This is a genomic window from Microbacterium luticocti DSM 19459 (assembly GCF_000422405.1).
GTDB classification, from domain to species: Bacteria; Actinomycetota; Actinomycetes; order Actinomycetales; family Microbacteriaceae; genus Microbacterium; species Microbacterium luticocti.
Genome location: NZ_AULS01000008.1, coordinates 97,985 through 117,283 on the forward strand (window position 1 = coordinate 97,985; position 19,299 = coordinate 117,283).

Annotated in this window: 18 protein-coding genes; 4 read left to right on the forward strand and 14 right to left on the reverse strand. The window is 71.2% G+C overall.

What is annotated here, in order from left to right; all coding sequences use genetic code 11:
* Positions 1-5: 5 nt before the first annotated feature.
* The 5 genes from H577_RS0109925 to H577_RS0109945 are packed head-to-tail and all read right to left on the reverse strand — an operon-like array spanning position 6 to position 4,062.
* A complete protein-coding gene (locus tag H577_RS0109925) occupies positions 6-710 on the reverse strand; it encodes an urease accessory protein UreF (protein ID WP_029145828.1) in 705 nt (234 codons plus the stop codon).
* Complete coding sequence (gene ureC / locus H577_RS0109930; RefSeq protein ID WP_029145829.1) at positions 707-2,431, reverse strand: urease subunit alpha; 1,725 nt, start codon at positions 2,429-2,431, stop codon at positions 707-709. The genes H577_RS0109925 and ureC overlap by 4 nt, the downstream gene beginning before the upstream one ends.
* 2 nt (positions 2,432-2,433) lie before the next feature.
* Positions 2,434-2,859 (reverse strand): urease subunit beta, encoded by a 426-nt coding sequence (locus H577_RS0109935; protein ID WP_029145830.1) that lies wholly within the window; start codon positions 2,857-2,859, stop codon positions 2,434-2,436.
* Between the two features lie 14 nt (positions 2,860-2,873).
* A complete protein-coding gene (locus H577_RS16005; protein WP_051191932.1) occupies positions 2,874-3,752 on the reverse strand; it encodes a sirohydrochlorin chelatase family protein in 879 nt (292 codons plus the stop codon).
* 4 nt (positions 3,753-3,756) lie between these two features.
* The gene (locus tag H577_RS0109945; protein ID WP_029145831.1) at positions 3,757-4,062 is read right to left on the reverse strand and encodes an urease subunit gamma; all 306 of its coding nucleotides are present in this window, start codon (positions 4,060-4,062) and stop codon (positions 3,757-3,759) included.
* Positions 4,063-4,292: 230 nt separating this feature from the next.
* Between H577_RS0109945 and H577_RS16010 the strand changes: the two genes are divergently transcribed.
* Positions 4,293-5,714 (forward strand): MFS transporter, encoded by a 1,422-nt coding sequence (locus H577_RS16010; RefSeq protein ID WP_051191933.1) that lies wholly within the window; start codon positions 4,293-4,295, stop codon positions 5,712-5,714.
* Here H577_RS16010 and crcB read toward each other — a convergent pair.
* From crcB to H577_RS0109970, 3 genes are all read right to left on the reverse strand, one after another.
* Positions 5,692-6,069 carry a fluoride efflux transporter CrcB gene (gene crcB / locus H577_RS0109960; RefSeq protein ID WP_029145832.1) on the reverse strand — a complete coding sequence of 126 codons (378 nt, stop codon included), beginning with the start codon at positions 6,067-6,069 and terminating at the stop codon, positions 5,692-5,694. The genes H577_RS16010 and crcB overlap by 23 nt on opposite strands.
* Complete coding sequence (locus tag H577_RS0109965; protein WP_084516074.1) at positions 6,066-6,539, reverse strand: fluoride efflux transporter FluC; 474 nt, start codon at positions 6,537-6,539, stop codon at positions 6,066-6,068. The genes crcB and H577_RS0109965 overlap by 4 nt, the downstream gene beginning before the upstream one ends.
* Before the next feature lie 126 nt (positions 6,540-6,665).
* Positions 6,666-8,144: a helix-turn-helix transcriptional regulator gene (locus tag H577_RS0109970; RefSeq protein WP_029145834.1), complete on the reverse strand. Its 1,479-nt coding sequence runs from the start codon at positions 8,142-8,144 to the stop codon at positions 6,666-6,668.
* 136 nt (positions 8,145-8,280) lie between these two features.
* On the opposite strand from H577_RS0109970, the gene aceA reads away from it, so the two are divergent.
* Entirely contained in the window at positions 8,281-9,591 is a 1,311-nt protein-coding gene (aceA, locus tag H577_RS0109975; RefSeq protein ID WP_029145835.1) for an isocitrate lyase, read from the forward strand.
* A gap of 177 nt (positions 9,592-9,768) precedes the next feature.
* Positions 9,769-11,421, forward strand: a complete 1,653-nt coding sequence (aceB, locus tag H577_RS0109980; RefSeq protein WP_029145836.1) for a malate synthase A — start codon at positions 9,769-9,771, stop codon at positions 11,419-11,421.
* A 223-nt stretch (positions 11,422-11,644) separates the two neighbouring features.
* On the opposite strand, the gene H577_RS0109985 is transcribed toward aceB, so the two are convergent.
* Complete coding sequence (locus tag H577_RS0109985; protein ID WP_029145837.1) at positions 11,645-13,354, reverse strand: acyl-CoA dehydrogenase family protein; 1,710 nt, start codon at positions 13,352-13,354, stop codon at positions 11,645-11,647.
* Positions 13,355-13,514: 160 nt separating this feature from the next.
* Between H577_RS0109985 and H577_RS0109990 the strand changes: the two genes are divergently transcribed.
* Complete coding sequence (locus H577_RS0109990) at positions 13,515-14,714, forward strand: pyridoxal phosphate-dependent aminotransferase (protein ID WP_029145838.1); 1,200 nt, start codon at positions 13,515-13,517, stop codon at positions 14,712-14,714.
* 109 nt (positions 14,715-14,823) lie between these two features.
* Here H577_RS0109990 and H577_RS0109995 read toward each other — a convergent pair whose 3' ends face one another.
* From H577_RS0109995 to H577_RS0110015, 5 genes are all read right to left on the reverse strand, one after another.
* Complete coding sequence (locus H577_RS0109995; protein WP_029145839.1) at positions 14,824-15,960, reverse strand: UDP-N-acetylmuramate dehydrogenase; 1,137 nt, start codon at positions 15,958-15,960, stop codon at positions 14,824-14,826.
* A 1-nt stretch (position 15,961) separates the two neighbouring features.
* Positions 15,962-16,369 carry a MaoC family dehydratase gene (locus tag H577_RS0110000; RefSeq protein ID WP_029145840.1) on the reverse strand — a complete coding sequence of 136 codons (408 nt, stop codon included), beginning with the start codon at positions 16,367-16,369 and terminating at the stop codon, positions 15,962-15,964.
* Positions 16,366-16,812: a MaoC family dehydratase N-terminal domain-containing protein gene (locus tag H577_RS0110005; protein WP_029145841.1), complete on the reverse strand. Its 447-nt coding sequence runs from the start codon at positions 16,810-16,812 to the stop codon at positions 16,366-16,368. Before H577_RS0110005 ends, H577_RS0110000 begins: the two co-directional genes overlap by 4 nt.
* A 270-nt stretch (positions 16,813-17,082) precedes the next feature.
* Positions 17,083-17,877, reverse strand: a complete 795-nt coding sequence (locus tag H577_RS0110010; RefSeq protein WP_029145842.1) for a sulfite exporter TauE/SafE family protein — start codon at positions 17,875-17,877, stop codon at positions 17,083-17,085.
* Positions 17,878-17,888: 11 nt separating this feature from the next.
* Positions 17,889-19,157, reverse strand: a complete 1,269-nt coding sequence (locus H577_RS0110015) for an LCP family protein (RefSeq protein WP_245570380.1) — start codon at positions 19,155-19,157, stop codon at positions 17,889-17,891.
* Between the last annotated feature and the right edge of the window lie 142 nt (positions 19,158-19,299).

Genomic DNA, 19,299 nt, shown 5'->3' on the forward strand with positions numbered 1-19,299 from the left:
CTTCCTCAACTCGTGAACAGTCGGGCCTCGGCGCGTTCGTGCGCCGCCGACATGATGTCGCCCGTCGGCGCGAAACCGCCGATGTCTTCCACCGGCCGCACCAGGGCGTCTTCAGTGACCGCCATGATGACCGGCTGCGCCCGGCGCAGGATCACCTGCGTGGACCGGTGATCGGTCAGCCGCAGCCGCAGTGCGGCGCCGGCGAAGCTGGTGGCGAACGCGAACAGATCGGATGCCACGGCCTGCGCCGTCGGCACCCCGGTGGCCGCGTACACCACGGCCGAGACCACCGCCTGGCATCCCGGGGTCTGCCGAGCCTTGACCCGCGCCGCCCACGCCGCGATGTCGTCACCACCGAACACCTCGGCGGCGATGTCGGCGACCTGCCGGCCGCTGCGCACGCTGGAGCGGCGCAGCTCGGCGTTCAGCTTCGAGGCGTACAACAGGCGGTCGATCTCGGCGACCGACTCCCAGTCCCCGCGAGCGGCGGCCTGGTGGGCCCGGGCGAGCGCGGTCGCGTCGCCCGGGCCGACGGTGGCCGTCAGCATGTCGTCGAGCAGATCGCCGATCGTGCCCGCGTCGACCAGTCCCGCCTGCGCGAACCCCTCGAGCCCGTGCGACATCGTGTAGAAGCCGCTCGGGAACGCCGAATCGCTCAGCTGCAGGCTGACCAGCAGGGCCGCCGGGTCGAACCGCTCCGACGTCGTCATGCCAAGAAGAACAGCTGCGTCAGCGGCAGCGACTGGGCCGGTTCGATGTGCGCGGGCTCGCCGTCGACGGTGACCTTGTAGGTCTCGGGGTCGACCGCGATCACCGGGGTCGCGTCGTTTCGCACCATGTCCTTCTTGCCGATCGTGCGGGTGCGCCGCACCGGCAGGGTACGGCTGCGCAGGCCGAGCTTCTCGGGCACGCCCGCGTCGATCGACGCCTTCGACATGAACGTCACCCGGGTCGCCGCCTGCGCCGCGCCGAGCGCTCCGAACATCGGCCGGTAGTACACCGGCTGGGGCGTGGGCAGCGACGCGTTCGGGTCGCCCATCAGCGCCCAGTTGATCAGCCCGCCCTTGATCACCATCTTCGGTTTGGCGGCGAAGGTGTCGACCGGCCAGAGCACGATGTCGGCGATCTTTCCCGGCTCGAGCGAGCCGATGTAGTCGCTCATGCCGTGCGTGATCGCCGGGTTGATGGTGACCTTCGCCAGGTACCGCAGCACCCGGAAGTTGTCGTTGCCGGGTGCGTCTTCGGGCAGCGGGCCGCGCTTGTCTTTGCAGTGGTGCGCGGTCTGGAAGGCGCGGGTGACCGACTCGCCGATGCGGCCCATCGCCTGCGAGTCCGACGAGAACATCGCGATCACGCCGAGGTCGTGCAGCACGGTCTCGGCCGAGATCGTCTCGGCGCGCACCCGTGAGTCGGCGAAGGCGATGTCTTCGGGGATGTCGTACGAGAGGTGGTGGCACACCATCACCATGTCGAGCAGCTCGTCGATCGAGTTGACCGTGTAGGGCAGGGTCGGGTTCGTCGACGAGGGCAGCACGTTGCGGTACCCCGCCATCTCGATGATGTCGGGCGCGTGCCCGCCGCCGGCACCCTCGGTGTGATACGTGTGGATCGTGCGGCCGTCGATGGCCGAGATGGTGTCTTCGACGAAACCCGCCTCGTTCAGACTGTCGGTGTGCACCGAGATCTGCACGTCGTACCGGTCGGCGACGCTCAGCGCCTGGCTCAGCGCGGCCGGGGTGGCGCCCCAGTCCTCGTGCACCTTCAGACCGGCCGCGCCGGCCTCGATCTGCTCGGCGAGCGCCTCGGGCAGCGACCCGTTGCCCTTCCCGTGGATGCCGACGTTGACCGGCAGCTCGTCGAAGGCCTGCAGCATCCGGTGGATGTGCCACGCACCGGGGGTGCACGTGGTGCCGTTCGTGCCGTCGGTGGGCCCCGTGCCGCCGCCGAACACGGTGGTGACGCCGTTGGACAGGGCGGCGTAGGCCTGCTGCGGCGAGATGAAGTGCACGTGCGTGTCGATGGCGCCGGGCGTGGCGATCAGGTGTTCGCCGGCGATCACCTCGGTGCCCGGGCCCACGATCAGACGCGGGTCGACGCCGCGCTGGGTCTGCGGGCTGCCGGACTTGCCGATGCCCACGATCAGCCCGTCGCGCACGCCGATGTCGCCCTTGACGATGCCGAGCACCGGGTCCATCACGATCGCGTTGGTGATCACCAGGTCGAGCGCGCCCTGCGCGCGGGTGGCCTGCGGGTCGGCGGCCATGCCGTCGCGGGCCGACTTGCCGCCGCCGTAGACCACCTCGTCGCCGTAGCTGTCGGCGGCGTAGTCCTTCTCGATCTCGATGACCAGGTTGGTGTCGGCCAGATGCACCTTGTCGCCGACGGTGGGGCCGAACAGGTCCGTGTACTGCTGGCGAGGGATGACGGCCATGATTACTTGCTCCCCTTCTTCGCGGCCGCGGCCGGGGTCTTGCCCCGCGCGGGCGCACCGTTCTCGAATCCGCGTTCGGCGAGCAGTCGCATCGCCGCGGCCTTGGTGGCGGGGGCGTCCAACCCGCCGCTGACCAGACCGTTGAAGCCGATCAGATGCCGGGCGCCGCCGTAGGCGACCAGTGTCACTTCCTTGGTCTCGCCGGGCTCGAACCGCACCCCGGTGCCGGCGGGGATGTCCAGGTGCATGCCCCAGGCCTTCTCGCGCTCGAAGCGCATGGCGCGGTTGACCTCGAAGAAGTGGAAGTGCGAGCCGATCTGCACGGGCCGGTCACCGGTGTTGGTGACCCGCAGCGTGACCGAATCGCGACCCGCGTTGATCTCGATGGTGTCGGCGCCGTGATGCACCTTCGCCTTCCTGCTGGCCATGATGTTCCTCCCGCTCAGTGGTGGTCGTCGTGTGCGGTGCTGCCGTGCACCGCGTGCTCTGCCGCGCGGCCGTGGCCGTGCGCGTGGTGATGGTGGTGACCGTGACCGTGGGTGTGGGGGTGCGACCCGGATGCCTCCTCGAAGGCGTGCGAGTGCGCGTAGCCGTGTCCGTGGTCGGCGTCCAGCCCCGCCGCGATGCCGTCGTCGCCGTGGCCGCGCAGCGCGTGCAACGCATCGTGCACGCGGTCGCGCACCTGCCGGGTGATCGCGGTGTCGCTCATCAGCGGGCCGACGTCGGCGACCCGGCACACCGGGATCTCGGCCGCGAACCCCGCCGGCACCCCCGCCACGGTCTGCGCGCCGAGCCGGCGCATCCGCTCGGCGGCCGCCTCGAGCTCATCGGCGTCGTCGGCCAGTGCCGCCTCCACGTTCGCGATGCCGCCGTGGGTGCGCACCAGGTGCGCGATGCGGAACAGCTCGGCTTCGTCGAACGGGTCGGAGTGGGCCCCGACGATCAGCAGCGCGTCGGCGTCGTGCCGGGCGACGGCGCGGTGGGCGGCGGTGCGCAGCCACGCGATCAGGTGGTCGGGCTGGCCGAACGGCGCCGCGAACGCGAGGCGCCCGGGGTGCTTGGCCGCCAGCCACGCCGCCGTCTTGGCGGCGTCGGCGACCATGGTCGGGTTGCGTCCGAACGTCATCGGCACGACGACGACCTCGCCGCCGGCCGTCAGTGACTGCTCGATCAGATCGTGCAACCGGCGACCGGTCGCGCAGGCCACAGCATCCGGAATGCGTGCACACAGCCGCTGCAGCTGCGCGCCGTCGCCACTCTCGTGACCGCCGACGAGCACGGTGCGCGCAGGTGCGGCGGGTGCGGGCGGGTGGGATGACACCGGGTCAGCCGCCGATCGGGTCGTGGCACGAGATCAGCTTGGTGCCGTCGGGGAAGGTGGCTTCCACCTGCAGCAGCGTGACCCGTTCGCGTACGCCGGGCATGCAGTCGGCCTCGGCCACGACCTTCTTGCCCAGGGCCATGCACTCGGCGACCGACTTGCCGTCACGCGCGGCCTCGAGGATCGCCTCGGTGACCAGCGCCTGCGCCTCGCTGACGTTCAGTTTCGTGCCCCGCTCGCGTCGCCGACGGGCGAGCTCGGCGACCTGATAGACGTACAGCTTGTCGATTTCACGCGGAGTGAGGTCCATGTCAGCTCCTGACCCGGCGACGGCCGGACTCGTTTGTGCCGTTTCGCCCATCGTGGCACGCGATCGCCCGGCGCGCTGGGGGCGGGCACGGATCCGTGCCGACGGACGCGGCTCGGACACGGAACACACGCGCATCTGCGACCCGGTCGCGCCTGCGGGGTCCTGACCGCGTGCGGCCGGTGTCGCCGTCGCTATAGTCGAGGCACTCCGTCCGCCGATCGGGAGGTGCGATGACCCGGCGTGCCACCGGTGTGGGCGCCCCGGCACCTGCCGGTCTGGGGCTGCGCCTGGTGCTCGCCTGCTGCCTGGCCCAGTTCGTGCACACCGCGTACGGCAGCGTCGTCACCATCGCCCTGCCCGACATCGCCGGCCGGCTGCACGCGGGCATGGGCGCGCTGCAGTGGCTGCAGGCCGCGTACATCCTGCCACTGGCGGCACTGCTGACCTTCTCGGGCACCCTCGCCGACCGGTGGGGGCGGCGCCGGGTGCTGCTGTGCGGCACCGCGATCATGACCGCCGGGTCGCTGCTGTGCGCGCTGAGCCCGTCGGTGTGGATGCTCGTGGCCGGGCGCGCGGTGCAGGGCGTCGGCTCGGCGATGGTCGCCCCGGCCGGGCTGTCGCTGCTGACGGCGGCGGCGCCGAAGGCGGGCCGGGCGGTGGCGGTCATGTGGTGGAGCACGGTGGGCACCGCGTCGCTGGCGGCGGCGCCGATCCTCGGCGGGCTGCTTGTGCGGGCGGCCGGGTGGCCGTCGCTGTTCTGGGCGGGGGTCGTGCTCGGCGTGCTCACGGCGGTGCTGGTGCTGGTGTTCGTGCCCGAATCGCACTCGGACGCCCCGGAACGGTTCGACCCGCTCGGCCAGACCCTGCTCACCCTGGGTCTGGCCGCCGTGACGTTCGTGCTCATCGAGGGCCCCCACCTGGGCTGGGTGTCTCTCGCCGTGCTGGTCGCGATGGTCGTCGCCGTGGCCGCCGGCGCGGGGCTGGTGCGCTCCGAGCGCGACCACCCGCATCCGGTCGTGCCGTTGCGGCTGCTGCGCACCCGGGCGTTCGTGGTGGCACTGACCACCGCGGTGCTCGGCTATCTGGCCCTGGCCGGACTGCTGTTCGTGAACACGTTCGCGCTGCAGTCCGAACGCGGGCTCGACGCGATCGGCGCGGGGCTGGCGACCATTCCGCTGGCGGCCGGGGCGACCCTGTCGGCGGTGTTCGCGGCGCGGCTGGTGGGCGAAGGCAGATCACGGCCGGCGCTGATGCTGGCCGGGACGCTGATCGCGGCGGGATCGCTCGCACTGTGGGCGACCGAGCACGCGCCGCTGTGGACGGTGCTGGTCCCGTCGCTGGTGTTCGGGCTCGGGTTCGGGCTGATCCCCGACCCGATCAGCGTGACCGCGCTGGCCGCACTCGACGAGTCCGAGGCGGGGCTGGCGTCGAGCCTGATCTCGACGTCGAAGCAGGTCGGGCAGATGCTCGGCGTGGCCCTGGTGGGCATGCTGCTGGCGGTGTCGGCCACCGGTGACCCCGCCGCCGAGTTCGACGACATGGGCGGGTGGGTGTGGATGCTGCTGGCGGTGGCCGGCGTCGTGATCGTGCTGGTGAACGGCCTGGAGCACCGGCGCGCGCGGCGGCAGGCTACAGGCCGCGGCCGAGCATGAGCCCGAGCCAGGCGCCGAGCACCGTGAGCACCAGCATCCCGATGCTGTTGCCGAGTGCGAGAGAGAACTTCTGCTTCTGCAGCATGTGCACGGTGTCGACCATCGCGGTGCTGAAGGTGGTGTAGCCGCCCATGCAGCCCACGCCCAGCACCTGCATCCACTGCGCGTCCAGCACCGACGAGTCGGCCATGCCGGTGAGAAACCCCAGCAGGATCGCGCCGCTCGTGTTGATGACGAACGTGCCCCACGGGTAGGTGCCGCCGGCCCGGCGCATGATGATGCCGTCGAGGGTGAACCGCACCGATGCGCCCACTCCCCCGCCGACGGCGATCAGCAGGAACAGTCCGGGGTTCATGCGTGCACCGTGCTCAGGTCGACGCGGCGGTGCACGAGGGCTTTGGCCGCGATCACGCCGATGCCGGCGCAGGCGACGCCGCCGAGAACCGTCAGGAGCGCAAAGCTGATCGCGAGTACCGGGTCGGTGCCGAAGATGACGGCGGAATCGCTGGCCAGCTCGCTGTAGGTGGTGAACCCGCCCATGATGCCGGTGCCGGCGAACAGCCGGACGTCGCGTCGGGCGTCGGTCTCGGGGGTGCGCACGGCGAGCGCGGTGAGCAGAAAGCCCAGCACGAGCGCGCCGCACAGGTTCACGACGAGGATCGTCCACGGCACGGTTCCGGTCCACGGGAACGCGAACGCGAGCACCGCACGGATGGCCGTGCCGACCGCCCCGCCGACGAAGACGAACAGGATCAGCTTGGGGTGCAGCGCCACCGGCCGATGGTGACGGCGCCGATTGTCACGCTGGTGTTCGACGAGGGTCATGGCTCTCCTTGCGGCAGATGCCACACATGGTGGCATCCCCCCGCCGCGCGGGCAATCGCCGCCGACGGATCTGTGCCATGCCGACACGGACGCGGCAGGCCCCGCCCGGCGCACCGGAGCGCGCCGTCAGTGCGGCGCGTGCGCCTGCAGGAACTCGTACACGTCGGTGGTGTCGACCCCGGGAAAAGCCCCGGTCGGCAGGGTCGCCAAGAGCGTGCGCGGCGTCTTCACATTGGGCCAGGCGTTGTCGCGCCATGCCTGCTCGAGCTCGGCCGGCGCCCGCCGGCAGCACACCTCGGTGGCGTGCTTCGACACGGCGCGGTTGGTGGTGTCACGGCCGAGGAACCACTTGGTGTCGTCGAAGCGCACGCCCACGCTCACCGAGTGCGCGCCCTCGCTGGAGTTCTCGACCCGGGCGGTGCACCAGTAGGTGCCGTTGCCGGTGTCGGTGTACTGGTAGTACGGGTTGAAGTGGTCGTCGACGTCGAACACGACACGGCTGGTCCAGGTGCGGCAGCACATCTGTCCCTCGATGGCGCCCAGCCGGTCGGCGGGGAAGTTCACGTCGTCGTTCTCGTACGCCTTGGTGATCGTGCCGGATTCGTGCACCTTGAGGAAGTGCACCCGGATCCCGAGGTGCCGGGTGGCGAGGTTCGTGAACCGGTGTGCGGCCGTCTCGTACGACACCGAGTAGGCGTCGCGCAGGTCTTCGATCGAGATCGCCCGGTCCTTCTTCGCGTCCTGCAGGAACGGCACGGCGTGCGACTCGGGGATCAGCAGCGCCCCGGTGAGGTAGTTGGTCTCCACCCGCTGACGCAGGAACTCGGCGTAGCTGGCCGGTTCGCCGTGGCCGAGGATGCGGCTGCACAGCGCCTGCAGCACCGCTGTGCGCGGATCGCCCTTGGCGGTCAGCCGGCTCGACAGGTACAGCCGGCCGTGCTTGAGGTCGGCGACCGAGCGGGTGGTCTGCGGCAGGTCGGGCACGTAGTGCAGCGTGAAGCCGAGGTGCGCGGCGATGTCGGACGCGGTGCGCTGGGTGAGCGGCCCGCCGGGGTGGTCGACCGCCTTCAGGATGCGCTGGGCCTGCTGCTCGAGCTCGGGAAAGTGGTTGTCCTGCGTGCGCATCAGCCGCCGCAGCGCCACGTTCGCCCGGCGGGCCTCTTCGGGGGTCGCCGCACGCTCGTCGCGCAGCCGTTCGATCTCGCCCTGCAGCGCCAGCAGGGCGTCGAGCACCTCGTCCGACAGCGAGCGCGGGATCCGGAACGGCTCGATCCCCAGCGACCGGAAGGTCGGCCCCTTCATGGCCCGTTCGAGCGCCACCTCGCGCTGCGCGCGCTCGTCCAGCGGCTCGGACTCCAGCAGCGCGTCCAGCGTGGTGCCGAGGGCCCGCGCGATCGACTGCAGCAGCGTCAGCTTGGGCTCGCGCCGTCCGTTCTCGATCATCGACAGCTGGCTCGGCGCGCGCGACACCGCCGCGGCCAGCTCTTCGAGCCGCATCCCGCGCGCGGTGCGCAGCTGCCGGATGCGCCGGCCGATGGTGAGGGTGTCCACCTCTTCATCGTCGACGGCAGCGGTCGCGTTTTCGAGGGCGAGCAGGTCGTTCATCCGGCGATGATCTCACGAGAACAGAAATCCGGCAAAACTTCACGCCGGATTTGGTCGTGGATACCGCAGCACTTCACTCAGAGTGGATGTCACAGCCCGGGCCCACCGCCCCGGCCGACCCCCGAAGGAGAACGCCATGACCCCCACGCCATCCGCCGCCCCCCTCCGCGCCGGCGACCAGGTCCAGACCGCGGCCGAGCTCCAGGAGATCTGGGACACCGACCCGCGGTGGGACGGCCTCGAGCGCACCTACACCGCCGAGGACGTCATCCGGCTGCGCGGCACTGTCCGCGAAGAGAACACGCTCGCCCGCCGCGGCGCCGAGAGCCTGTGGAACCTCATCCACACCGAGGAGTACGTGCGGGCACTGGGCGCGTACACCGGCGGCCAGGCCGTGCAGCAGGTGCGCGCCGGGCTGAAGGCGATCTACCTGTCGGGCTGGCAGGTCGCCGCCGACGGCAACCTCGCCGGCCAGACCTACCCCGACCAGTCGCTGTACCCGGCCAACTCGGTGCCGGCGGTGGTGCGACGTATCAACAACGCGCTGCTGCGGCAGGACCAGCTCGAGCACGCCGAGGGCCGTGTCACCCGGGACTGGCTGGCCCCGATCGTCGCCGATGCCGAGGCCGGGTTCGGCGGACCGCTGAACGCCTACGAACTGGCCCAGTCGATGATCCAGGCCGGAGCCGCCGGCATCCACTGGGAGGACCAGCTGGCCAGCGAGAAGAAGTGCGGTCACCTGGGCGGGAAGGTGCTGGTGCCCACCCAGCAGCACATCCGCACCCTGAACGCGGCGCGGCTGGCCGCCGACGTCGCGGGCGTTCCCACCGTCATGATCGCCCGCACCGACGCCCTGGCCGCCGACCTCATCACCAGCGACGTCGACGAGCGCGACCGCGGGTTCCTCACCGGTGAGCGCACCACCGAGGGCTTCTACCGGGTGCGCCCGGGCATCGAGCCGGTGATCGCCCGCGGGCTCGCGTTCGCCCCGTACGCCGACCTGCTGTGGGTCGAGACCGGCGAGCCCGACATCGAGCTGGCCCGCGAGTTCGCGAACGCCGTCCACGCCGAGTTCCCGGGCAAGAAGCTCGCCTACAACTGCTCGCCGAGCTTCAACTGGAAGCGGCACCTGGACGACGCCCAGATCGCCACCTTCCAGGACGAGCTGGCCGACCTCGGCTACGCCTTCCAGTTCATCACGCTGGCCGGCTTCCACGCCCTGAACCACTCGATGTTCGACCTCGCCCGCGGGTACGCGCAGCGCGCCATGAGCGCCTACGTCGACCTGCAGGAGGCCGAGTTCGCCGCCGAGGCCGACGGCTACACCGCCACCAAGCACCAACGCGAGGCGGGCACCGGCTACTTCGACGCCGTCTCGACGGCGCTCAACCCCGCCAGTGCCACCCTCGCCCTGGCCGGCTCCACCGAGGCCGCCCAGTTCCACTAGACCGACCGGCGAACCCCCGGTCCCGGATGCCTCGGCCCACCGAATCCCTCGGGCCGAGGCATCCACCCCCTTTCCCTACGCGGTTCGGGGCGTATTCGTGCCTCAGATCACGCCCATATCCGCCCCGAACGCACATATCCGCCCCGAACCGGGCTCACAGACAGACAAGGAACCATCATGACCATCACCCTGGGCACGGTGCCGACCACCGGCCCGATCACGACCCACCGACCGACCATCGAGGTGACCGGCCCGATCCGTGAGAGGTACGACGAGATCCTGACGCCTGCGGCGTTGGAGTTCCTCACCGCACTGCACCACCGCTTCGCCGGGCGCCGCCACGACCTCCTGGCCGAGCGGATGCGCCGCCAGTTCGAGATCGGCAACGGCCACGACCCGCACTTCCGCGCCGACACCGCGCACATCCGCGACGACCCGCACTGGCGGGTCGCCGGCGCCGCACCGGGCCTGCAGGACCGCCGCGTCGAGATCACCGGGCCCACCGACCCGAAGATGACCATCAACGCGCTGAACTCGGGCGCGCGGGTGTGGCTGGCCGACCAAGAGGATGCCACCAGCCCCACGTGGGGCAACGTGATCGGCGGCCAGCTGTCGCTGTTCGACGCGATCCGCGGGCAGTTGACGTTCACCAACGACGCGGGCAAGCGGTACGAGGTGACCGCCGAGCGCACGCCGACGATCGTGATGCGCCCACGCGGCTGGCACCTGGTCGAAGAGCACATCCGGTTCACCGACCGCACCGGGCGCACCATGGCGGCATCCGGCTCGCTGGTCGACTTCGGCCTGTACTTCTTCCACAACGCACAGGCGCTGATCGACAGCGGCACCGGACCGTACTTCTACCTGCCGAAGCTGGAGAGCTCCGAAGAGGCGAAGCTGTGGGACGACGTGTTCACGTTCAGCGAGCGTGCCCTGCACATCCCGCACGGCACGATCCGGGCGACCGTGCTGATCGAGACGCTGCCGGCGGCGTTCGAGATGGAGGAGATCCTGTTCCAGCTGCGCGACCACTGCGCGGGCCTGAACGCGGGCCGGTGGGACTACATCTTCTCGATCATCAAGAACTACCGCGGCCGCGGCGCCCGGTTCGTGCTGCCCGACCGGAGCGAGGTGACCATGACCGTACCGTTCATGCGCGCCTACACCGAGCTGCTGGTCAAGACCTGCCACCGCCGCGGCGCGTTCGCGATCGGCGGGATGAGCGCGTTCATCCCCAACCGGCGCGACCCGGAGGTGACCGCTCAGGCGCTGGAGAAGGTGGCCGCCGACAAGAAGCGCGAGGCCGGCGACGGATTCGACGGCACCTGGGTGGCGCACCCCGATCTGATCCCGGCGGCGCAGGCCGAGTTCGACGCGGTGCTGGGCGAGAGACCGAACCAGATCGACCGGCAGCGCGACGACGTCGAGGTGACGGCGGCCCAGCTGCTGGATCTGCGCATCGGCCGCCCGATCACCGAGGCCGGCGTGCAGGGCAACGTGTCGGTGGCGATCCGGTACATCGAGGCGTGGCTGCGCGGCCAGGGCGCGGTGGCGATCGACAACCTGATGGAGGATGCGGCGACCGCCGAGATCTCGCGGTCGCAGATCTGGCAGTGGATCCATCAGGACCGCTCCACCGCCGAGGGCACCGCGATCACCCGCGAGTACGTCGAAGGACTCATCGGCGAGGTGCTGGAGACGGTGGACCGGTTCGACGGCGACCGGTTCGACGACGCCGCCGCCGTGTTCCGCGAGGTCTCGCTGCGCGAGGAGTTCCCGGCGTTCCTGACCCAGGACGCCTACTCGCGGTACCTGGTCGAGCGCGACTGAGCGCCTGACTGCGGCGCCCGGTCGCACGCGGCTGATCGCGGTTACCCGGTCGCGGCTGATCGGCCACGCGCCGCCTGACCGGCGCAGCACGAACCATCCGGCGCGGCCCGCTCACCCGAGCGGGTCGCGCCGGATCGCGTACCGGCCCGGTCCGCCCTCGCCGAGCGCGGCCCGGGTGGGCCTTCGCGCAGGCCCCGGGCGGCCGCGCAGATCCCGGGCCGGCTCAGGCGATCTCGCCGGCGGCGACGGTCTCGGCGAGCATGTGCACGCGCGGCAGGTGGTGCGCGCCGTAGAAGTCCGCGTCGGTCAGCCGCGCGGCATCCGTCGCCTGTGCGGTGTCGTGGGCCAGCACCGCCGCCACGGCCAGGCCGTGCATCCAGCCGCCGGCGAGCGTGCCGAGCATCATCAGGTACGGCACGCCCACCGCGTAGGCGTCGCGGGTCGCGCCGAAACCGATCAGCCGGCCGGTGGCGCGGCGGGATGCCTCGACCGCACGCGCGAGGCGCTCGGCCTGCCGGTCGGCCACCGGATGCCCGGCCGCGCGCAGGTCGGCGACGGTGCGCTCGATGCGGCCGAACAGCTGCTCGGCGGTGGCGCCGCGGTCGCGGATCACCTTGCGGCCGACCAGGTCGTTGGCCTGGATGGCGGTGGTGCCCTCGTAGATCGGCATGATGCGCGCGTCGCGGTAGTGCTGGGCGACGCCGGTCTCTTCGATGAAGCCCATGCCCCCGTGCACCTGGATCGCCTCGCTGGTGACGGTGACGGCGTCCTCGGTCGTCCACCCCTTGAGGATCGGCACGAAGAACTCCGCCAGCGCCGTCTCGTCGCGGTCGAACAGGTCGCCCACGCACACGCCGAGGGCGCGCATCGCGAAGATGCGGCTGCGCATCGACAGCAGCAGCCGCCGCACATCGGGGTGTTCGGCGATCGGGGTGCCGGCGGGCCGGTCGAGCACGGCACCCTGCAGCCGCGAGGCGGCGTACGCCGCGGCCTGCTGGTACGCGCGGTCGGCGATGCCGGTGGCCTGGAAGCCCATGCCGGTGCGCGCGGAGTTCATCATGACGAACATGCCCGAAAGGCCCCCGCCGACCTCGCCGACGAGGTAGCCGGTGGCGTCCTCGTACGCGAGCACGCAGGTGGGACTGCCGTGGATGCCGAGCTTGTGCTCGATCGCGACGGTGGTCACCGCGTTGCGATCGCCCAGCGACCCGTCGTCGTTCACCAGGATGCGCGGCACGACGAACAGCGACAGTCCCTTGGCGCCGGCCGGGGCATCCGGCGTGCGCGCCAGCACCAGGTGCACGATGTTCTCGGCGAGGTCGTGGTCGCCCCAGGTGATGAAGATCTTCTGCCCGCGCACCGACCAGGTGCCGTCGGGCCGCGGCGTGGCCATGGTGCGGATCGCACCGAGGTCGGTGCCGGCGTCGGGCTCGGTGAGGTTCATGGTGCCGGTCCACCGGCCCGACACGAGCTTGCTCAGGTAGGTCTCGCGAAGTTCGTCGGATGCCGCGGCGTCGAGCGCATGGATCTGTCCGGCGGTGAGCAGCCAGCACAGGGCGAAGGCCGCGTTCGAGGCGTTCCAGATCTCGCCCAGGCCCGCCCGCACGACCCCGGGCAGTCCGTCGCCGCCCGCGGAGGCGGGGGCTTCGGCGGTGATCCAGCCGGCCTCGACGAACGCACGGTACGCGTCGGCGAAGCCGTCGGGCAGGTGCACGTCACCGTTCTGCAGGCGCGCGCCCACGCGGTCGCCGACCGTCTCGAGCGGGGCGAGCACCGAGCCGGCGAACTCGCCGGCAGCGGCGATGATCTCGGTGGCGTCGGCGGCGGTGAGCTCGCCGCCGGTGGCGCGGGCCGGCAGGTCGAGGCCGAACGCCTCGCCGTACAGGAAGGCGTAGTCGTCGACGGGCGGGGTGTAGGCGGTCTCGGCGGCCATCGCACTCTCCTCGATAGTGAAACTGAAGCCCAGTGTAAGCGACACTGAGTCTCACGTATACCCCGGGTCGTGGCATCCGGCACCCGCCCGGCGCCCGCCCCGCGTATTGTGCACGGGTCGGGCCGTGTCGGTGCTCGCGCCGGCGGGCTACGCTGGAGGGGTGACCGAACGCGCCCCGTTGTCCCGCAAGCTGTCCGCGATCGCCGAATCGGCGACCCTCAAGGTCGACGCCAAGGCCAAGGCCTTGAAGGCCGAGGGCAAGCCCGTCATCTCGTACGCCGCCGGCGAGCCCGACTTCGCCACACCGCAGTTCATCGTGGATGCCGCCGCCGACGCGTTGCGCGATGCGAAGAACTTCCGCTACACGCCCGCGGCGGGGCTGCCCGAACTGCGGCAGGCGATCGCCGCCAAGACGCTGCGCGACTCGGGCCTGGCGGTCGACCCGACTCAGGTCATCGTCACCAACGGCGGCAAGCAGGCCGTCTACCAGGCCTTCCAGGCCGTGGTGAACCCGGGCGACGAGGTGCTGCTGCCCGCGCCGTACTGGACCACGTACCCCGAGGCGATCAAACTCGCCGACGGTGTGCCGGTCGAGGTGTTCGCCGGCGCCGACCAGGACTACAAGGTCACCGTCGACCAGCTCGAGGCCGCGCGCACCGACCGCACCACCGCGCTCGTGTTCGTCTCTCCCTCGAACCCGACCGGCTCGGTCTACACCCGTGACGAGACCGCGGCGATCGGCCAGTGGGCGCTCGAGCACGGCATCTGGGTGATCAGCGACGAGATCTACCAGAACCTCGTCTACGACGGGGTGAAGGCGACCTCGATCGTCGAGGCGGTGCCCGAGGTGGCGAACCAGACGATCCTGGTCAACGGCGTCGCCAAGACCTATGCCATGACCGGCTGGCGGCTGGGCTGGATGGTCGGCCCCGCCGACGCGATCAAGGTCGCCGCGAACCTGCAGTCGCACCTGTGCAGCAACGTCAACAACATCGCGCAGCGCGCGGCGATCGCGGCGCTGAACGGCCCGCAGGACGAGGTCGAGGCGTTCCGCGAGGCGTTCGACCGCCGGCGTCGGCTGATCGTGGCCGAACTGTCGAAGATCGACGGGATGACGGTGCCCACACCGCAGGGCGCCTTCTACGTGTACCCGGATGTGCGCGGGCTGCTCGGCCGCACCTGGGCGGGTAAGACCCCCAGCACGTCGCTGGAGCTGGCCGACCTGATCCTCGACGAGGCCGAGGTGGCCGTCGTGCCCGGTGAGGCGTTCGGTCCGAGCGGCTACCTGCGCCTGTCGTACGCGCTGGGCGACGACCAGCTGCTCGAGGGCGTGCAGCGGCTGCAGAAGCTGTTCGGCTGACGCGCCGGGCTGAGCCCGCCGACATCTCGAGCGCCCGCAGCTCGCCTGCCCGCAGGTCGCCCGCCGAGGGCTCGCCTGCCCGCAGGTCGCCCGCCGACGGCTCGTCCGCCTACAGCTCGACGTTCACGAGCACCGGTTCGGGCTGCAACAACAGCCCGAACTCGCTGTGCACGCGACTGCGCACGAAACGCGCGAGCTCGGCGATCTCATCGGCGGTCGCGCCGCCCCGGTTGGTCAGCGCGAGCGCGTGCTTGGTCGACAATCCGGCACGCGAGCGCGGCAGGCGGAACCCCTTGCCGAAGCCGGTGTGCTCGATCAGCCACGCCGCACTGACCTTGACGTCGGGCAGCGGCGCGGGCGGCAGCGGGTCGAGTCCCGCGTACTCGTCGAGCGGGATCACCCGCACCGGCGCCGGGTCGGGCGCCATCGGCCACCGCGGGCACTCCGGTGGCAGGGTGCGGGCGAACGCGTCGGTGACGATCGCGTTCTGAAAGAACGACCCGGCGCTGTAGGTGTCGGGGTCGGCGTCGTCGAGCACCATGCCCTTGCCGCGGCGGATCGCGATGATGCGCTCGCGGATCCAGGCGAGGGTCACCGCATCCTGCTCGTCCAGCCCGAGCGCCGTGCGCAGCTGGGAGCCGGGCACCGGCTGGGCGCCCGAGCCCACCTCGCGCAGTTCGAGGGTCAGCGCCACGATCACCGCCCGGCGGGCCGGTACCGACCCGTAGTGGTGTTTGAGCACCGAGGTGCGAAAGCCGAGCCCCAGATCGGATGCCGGCACCGTGGCGACCTCGCCGGTGTCTTCGTCGATCAGGTCGACCTCGACGAGGGTCTGCACGATCTCCTGCCCGTACGCGCCCACGTTCTGCACGGGAGCGGCCCCGGCGGTACCGGGGATGCCCGACAGCGCCTCGATGCCGGCGAGCCCCGCGTCCACGGCGTGGGCCGCCACCTCGTCCCACGGATGCCCGGCCTGGATGCGCAGCCGCACGTGCCCGTCGCGGGGTGACGGCATCCGTTCGATGCCGCGGGTGAGCACCCGCACGACGGTGCCGTCGAACGGGGCGTCGCCGACGAACAGGTTCGACCCGCCGCCGAGCACGAGCCAGTCGTCGCCGTCGGCCCAGACCTCACGCAGGGCGTCGACGAGTTCGGCGGGGGTGTGCGCGTCGATCATGCGGGCCGGCGCGCCGCCGGTGCGCAGCGTGGTCAGCCGCGACAGCGGCTGCGGTGCGACCTCGGGCATGTCAGTCCAGCCGCACCCGCACCTGGGCCTTGCCCAGCACGGTGGTGCCGGCGCAGGTGACGGTCAGGTCGATGCGCGCGGCATCCGCCTCGACCGCGCCGACCTTCGCGGTGACGGTGACGTCGGCGCCGGTCTCGGGGTCGACGACCACCGGACGGGTGAACCGCACGCCGTAGTCGAGGATGCGGCCGGCGTCGCCCAGCCACGGCACGATGGTCTCGACCGCCAGCCCCATGGTGAGCATGCCGTGGGCGAGCACGCCGGGCAGGCCCACCCGGGCGGCGACGTCATCGCGGTAGTGGATGGGGTTGAAGTCGCCCGAGGCGCCCGCGTAGCGCACCAGCGATTCGCGGGTCAGGTGCACGGTGCGCTCGGCGATCTGGTCGCCGACGGTCGGCGTGGCGGTCATTCGTCTCCCCCGATGAGCAGGACGGATGTGGCGGTGACCACGTGCGAGCCCGCGGCATCCGTGATCTCGGCCTCACTGGTGACCATGGCGCCGGTGCCGATCGGTCGGACCGCCGTGATCGACAGCCGCCCGGTCAGTTCGTCGCCGGCGACGATGGGGCGGGTGTAGCGGAACCGCTGCTCGGCGTGGATGGTGCGCTCGAGCGCGATGCCGGTGTCGGGTTCGGCCAGCAGCTGCTGCAGGGTCAGATCCTGCACGACCATGGCGAAGGTGGGTGGGGCGACCACGTCGGCATAGCCGAGCGCGCGGGCGGCGTCCGGGTCGGTGTGCTGCGGATCGGTGGCGAGCACGGCACGGGCGAACTCGCGCACCTTCTCGCGCCCCACCAGGTACGGCGCGGTCGGCGCGAACACACGGCCGACCAGATCGGGATTCACGCTCACCCTGTCATCCTATCCGGGACGGTATGGCCGCCTCTCCGGCCCGGTATCGCCGCCTCTCCGGCACGGTATCGCCGCCCGAGCGGCGCCGGGCGGCGCCCGGAGGGGTGCGTCGCGGCCAGGACTGCCCGGCCGCCAGGCCGCAGCATCCGTTCACAAGGTTCGGAGGATCGCATCAACCTCGGACCGATTCCCCCGGATCATCCGAACTTCGCGCGATGTTCCGAACTCTGCGAGGGGCGAGAAGGACCTCGTGGCGGCGCGGGGATGCGGTCAGGCCTTCTTCGGTCGACCGCCGCGCCACGCCTTGAGCGCCATCTGCACGGCGATGAACGCGACGAACACGGCGAACAGGATGTTGGCGGCGGTCGGGTTCAGCAGGGTGGCAAGCCACGCGCCGACCGCGGTCATGGTGCAGGCCGAGACACCGACCAGGGCCGCAGCGAACAGGTCGACGTTGCCGCGGCGCAGGTTGCCGATCGTGCCCGACAGGGCGGTCGGGATCATCATGAGCAGCGAGGTGCCCTTGGCGATCAGGTCGCTCACGCCGAAGCCGAGCATCAGCGCGGGCACGATGATGACGCCGCCGCCCACGCCGAGAAGGCCCGACAGCACCCCGGTGAGCAGGCCCACTGCGATCAGCCCGAGCACGCTGAGCCAGGTCAGCGGCAGCTGCGCGTCACGCGACGGGATGACGAAGAACAGGCCGATGATCACCACCACGAGAAAGCCGACGAACACCCAGCGCAGCACGTTCACCGGCATCCGGGCGAGCAGCCACGTGCCGACCTGCGCGCCGATCACCGCCGCGGCGGCCAGGATGAGCGCGGGGATCCACGCCACGGCCCCGTGCACCGCGTACGAGATGACGCCCACCGCCGCGGTGGGCACGATCGCCGCCAGCGACGTGCCGGCCGCCCGCCGGTGCTCGAACCCGGCCAGAAAGGTCAGCATCGGCACGATGACGGTGCCGCCGCCGACACCGAACAGCCCCGACAGCAGGCCGGCCGCCAGGCCGATGCCGATGAGCAGAAGGACGGTTCGGGCGCTGCGTTCACTCGTGCTCATCGACCACGAGCCTACTGCTGCGGACGCGTGCAGGTGACTTCGGCGGCCGTGGTGCCGGTGATGCCGCTGGGCAGCTCGACGGCATCGGACGGCGCGCTCGGCGACGAACTGGGCGACGCACCCGGGGTGCCCGAGGCGGTCGGGCCCGGGGTGGGGCCGGATGCCTCGCCGGTGACCTCGACCCCGTTGCCGGCGCTGGCCGACCCGGTGATGGTCAGCGGCTTGTTCTCTTTGAGTGCGGTGAACAGCACCTCGGCCTGGCTGCGCACCGGCAGCACACGATCGTTGTCGGCCGGGTCGTACTGGGTCGGATACTGCACGAACACGATGTCTTTGTAGGGCACCGACTTCACGGCCATCGCGATCTGCACCATGCGCGTCGGGTTCGCCAGGTTCGAGTCGAGCACCAGCTGCTTCTCGTTCACCTGCTGCAGCGCCGTGGTCGCCAACGCGAACAGCTTCTGCGGGTCGGAGAGCACCCCGCCGGACTGCAACTTGCGCACCAGCGACGACATGAACTGCTGCTGGTTCGAGATGCGCCCGAGGTCCGAGCCGTCGCCGATGCCGTGCCGGATGCGCAGGAACTGCAACGCCTGGGCGCCCACCAGGGTGTGCTCGCCGGCCTTCAGATGCAGGCCGGTGTGCTTGTCGTTGATGTCACCGGCCACGCACACGTCGACCCCGCCGATCGCGTCGGACATGTGGATGACTCCGGTCCAGCGGATCGCCGCCGCGAACTGGATGTCGACGCCGGTGAGCTCCTGGATGGTCAACGCCGTGCAGGCCAGGCCCCCGTACATGTACGAGACGTTGAGCATCTGCGCGCTCATCGCCGAGTACCGGCCGCCGTCCGGCGACGGGCACGACGGGATCGGCACGATCATGTCGCGCGGGAACGACACCACCGTCACCCGGCGCGGGTCGTCACCGATGTGCACGAGCATCGTCACGTCGTTGCGCTCGCCGCCGTCGTCGTGCTTGCACCGCGGGAACAGCTTGACGTCCTGCCCCTGGCACGAGTCGGTGCCCACCAGCAGCAGGTTCACCCCGCCCTCGATCTCACCGATCGACGGCGGCAGCGGCTTGCTCGACTCCAACGCGATCGCGTTGTCCTGTACTGAGCTGACCGCGTTCCACGCGGCGAACGCGGCCGTGCCCGCCAGCCCCACCAGCGCCACCACCAGGGTGGCCGCCACCACGACCGCGATCTGCGCGACCGGGTGCGGCGAGCGCAGCCGGCCGTGTCGCGCCAGCGGCGCACGCGGGGTCTTCGGGCTCATGGCTCGGTCCTCTCGTGCGGGCGGCGGCACCGGCTCCAGGCGGTGACCACAGACGTGCAAAGACGGCGCGGCGGTGCCACGCGGCATCCGAATTCTATGGGATTCCTCCTGTGCACAGCCCGGGAGAAGACCCTCCGTCGCC

What these genes read in the sequence shown, in the direction of transcription:
- H577_RS0109925 (WP_029145828.1), bottom strand. Translation starts at nt 710, where the DNA reads ATGACGACGTCGGAGCGGTTCGACCCGGCGGCCCTGCTGGTCAGCCTG.
- ureC (WP_029145829.1), bottom strand. Translation starts at nt 2,431, where the DNA reads ATGGCCGTCATCCCTCGCCAGCAGTACACGGACCTGTTCGGCCCCACC.
- H577_RS0109935 (WP_029145830.1), bottom strand. Translation starts at nt 2,859, where the DNA reads ATGGCCAGCAGGAAGGCGAAGGTGCATCACGGCGCCGACACCATCGAG.
- H577_RS0109945 (WP_029145831.1), bottom strand. Translation starts at nt 4,062, where the DNA reads ATGGACCTCACTCCGCGTGAAATCGACAAGCTGTACGTCTATCAGGTC.
- H577_RS16010 (WP_051191933.1), top strand. Translation starts at nt 4,293, where the DNA reads ATGACCCGGCGTGCCACCGGTGTGGGCGCCCCGGCACCTGCCGGTCTG.
- crcB (WP_029145832.1), bottom strand. Translation starts at nt 6,069, where the DNA reads ATGAACCCCGGACTGTTCCTGCTGATCGCCGTCGGCGGGGGAGTGGGC.
- H577_RS0109965 (WP_084516074.1), bottom strand. Translation starts at nt 6,539, where the DNA reads ATGACCCTCGTCGAACACCAGCGTGACAATCGGCGCCGTCACCATCGG.
- H577_RS0109970 (WP_029145834.1), bottom strand. Translation starts at nt 8,144, where the DNA reads ATGAACGACCTGCTCGCCCTCGAAAACGCGACCGCTGCCGTCGACGAT.
- aceA (WP_029145835.1), top strand. Translation starts at nt 8,281, where the DNA reads ATGACCCCCACGCCATCCGCCGCCCCCCTCCGCGCCGGCGACCAGGTC.
- aceB (WP_029145836.1), top strand. Translation starts at nt 9,769, where the DNA reads ATGACCATCACCCTGGGCACGGTGCCGACCACCGGCCCGATCACGACC.
- H577_RS0109985 (WP_029145837.1), bottom strand. Translation starts at nt 13,354, where the DNA reads ATGGCCGCCGAGACCGCCTACACCCCGCCCGTCGACGACTACGCCTTC.
- H577_RS0109995 (WP_029145839.1), bottom strand. Translation starts at nt 15,960, where the DNA reads ATGCCCGAGGTCGCACCGCAGCCGCTGTCGCGGCTGACCACGCTGCGC.
- H577_RS0110000 (WP_029145840.1), bottom strand. Translation starts at nt 16,369, where the DNA reads ATGACCGCCACGCCGACCGTCGGCGACCAGATCGCCGAGCGCACCGTG.
- H577_RS0110010 (WP_029145842.1), bottom strand. Translation starts at nt 17,877, where the DNA reads ATGAGCACGAGTGAACGCAGCGCCCGAACCGTCCTTCTGCTCATCGGC.
- H577_RS0110015 (WP_245570380.1), bottom strand. Translation starts at nt 19,157, where the DNA reads ATGAGCCCGAAGACCCCGCGTGCGCCGCTGGCGCGACACGGCCGGCTG.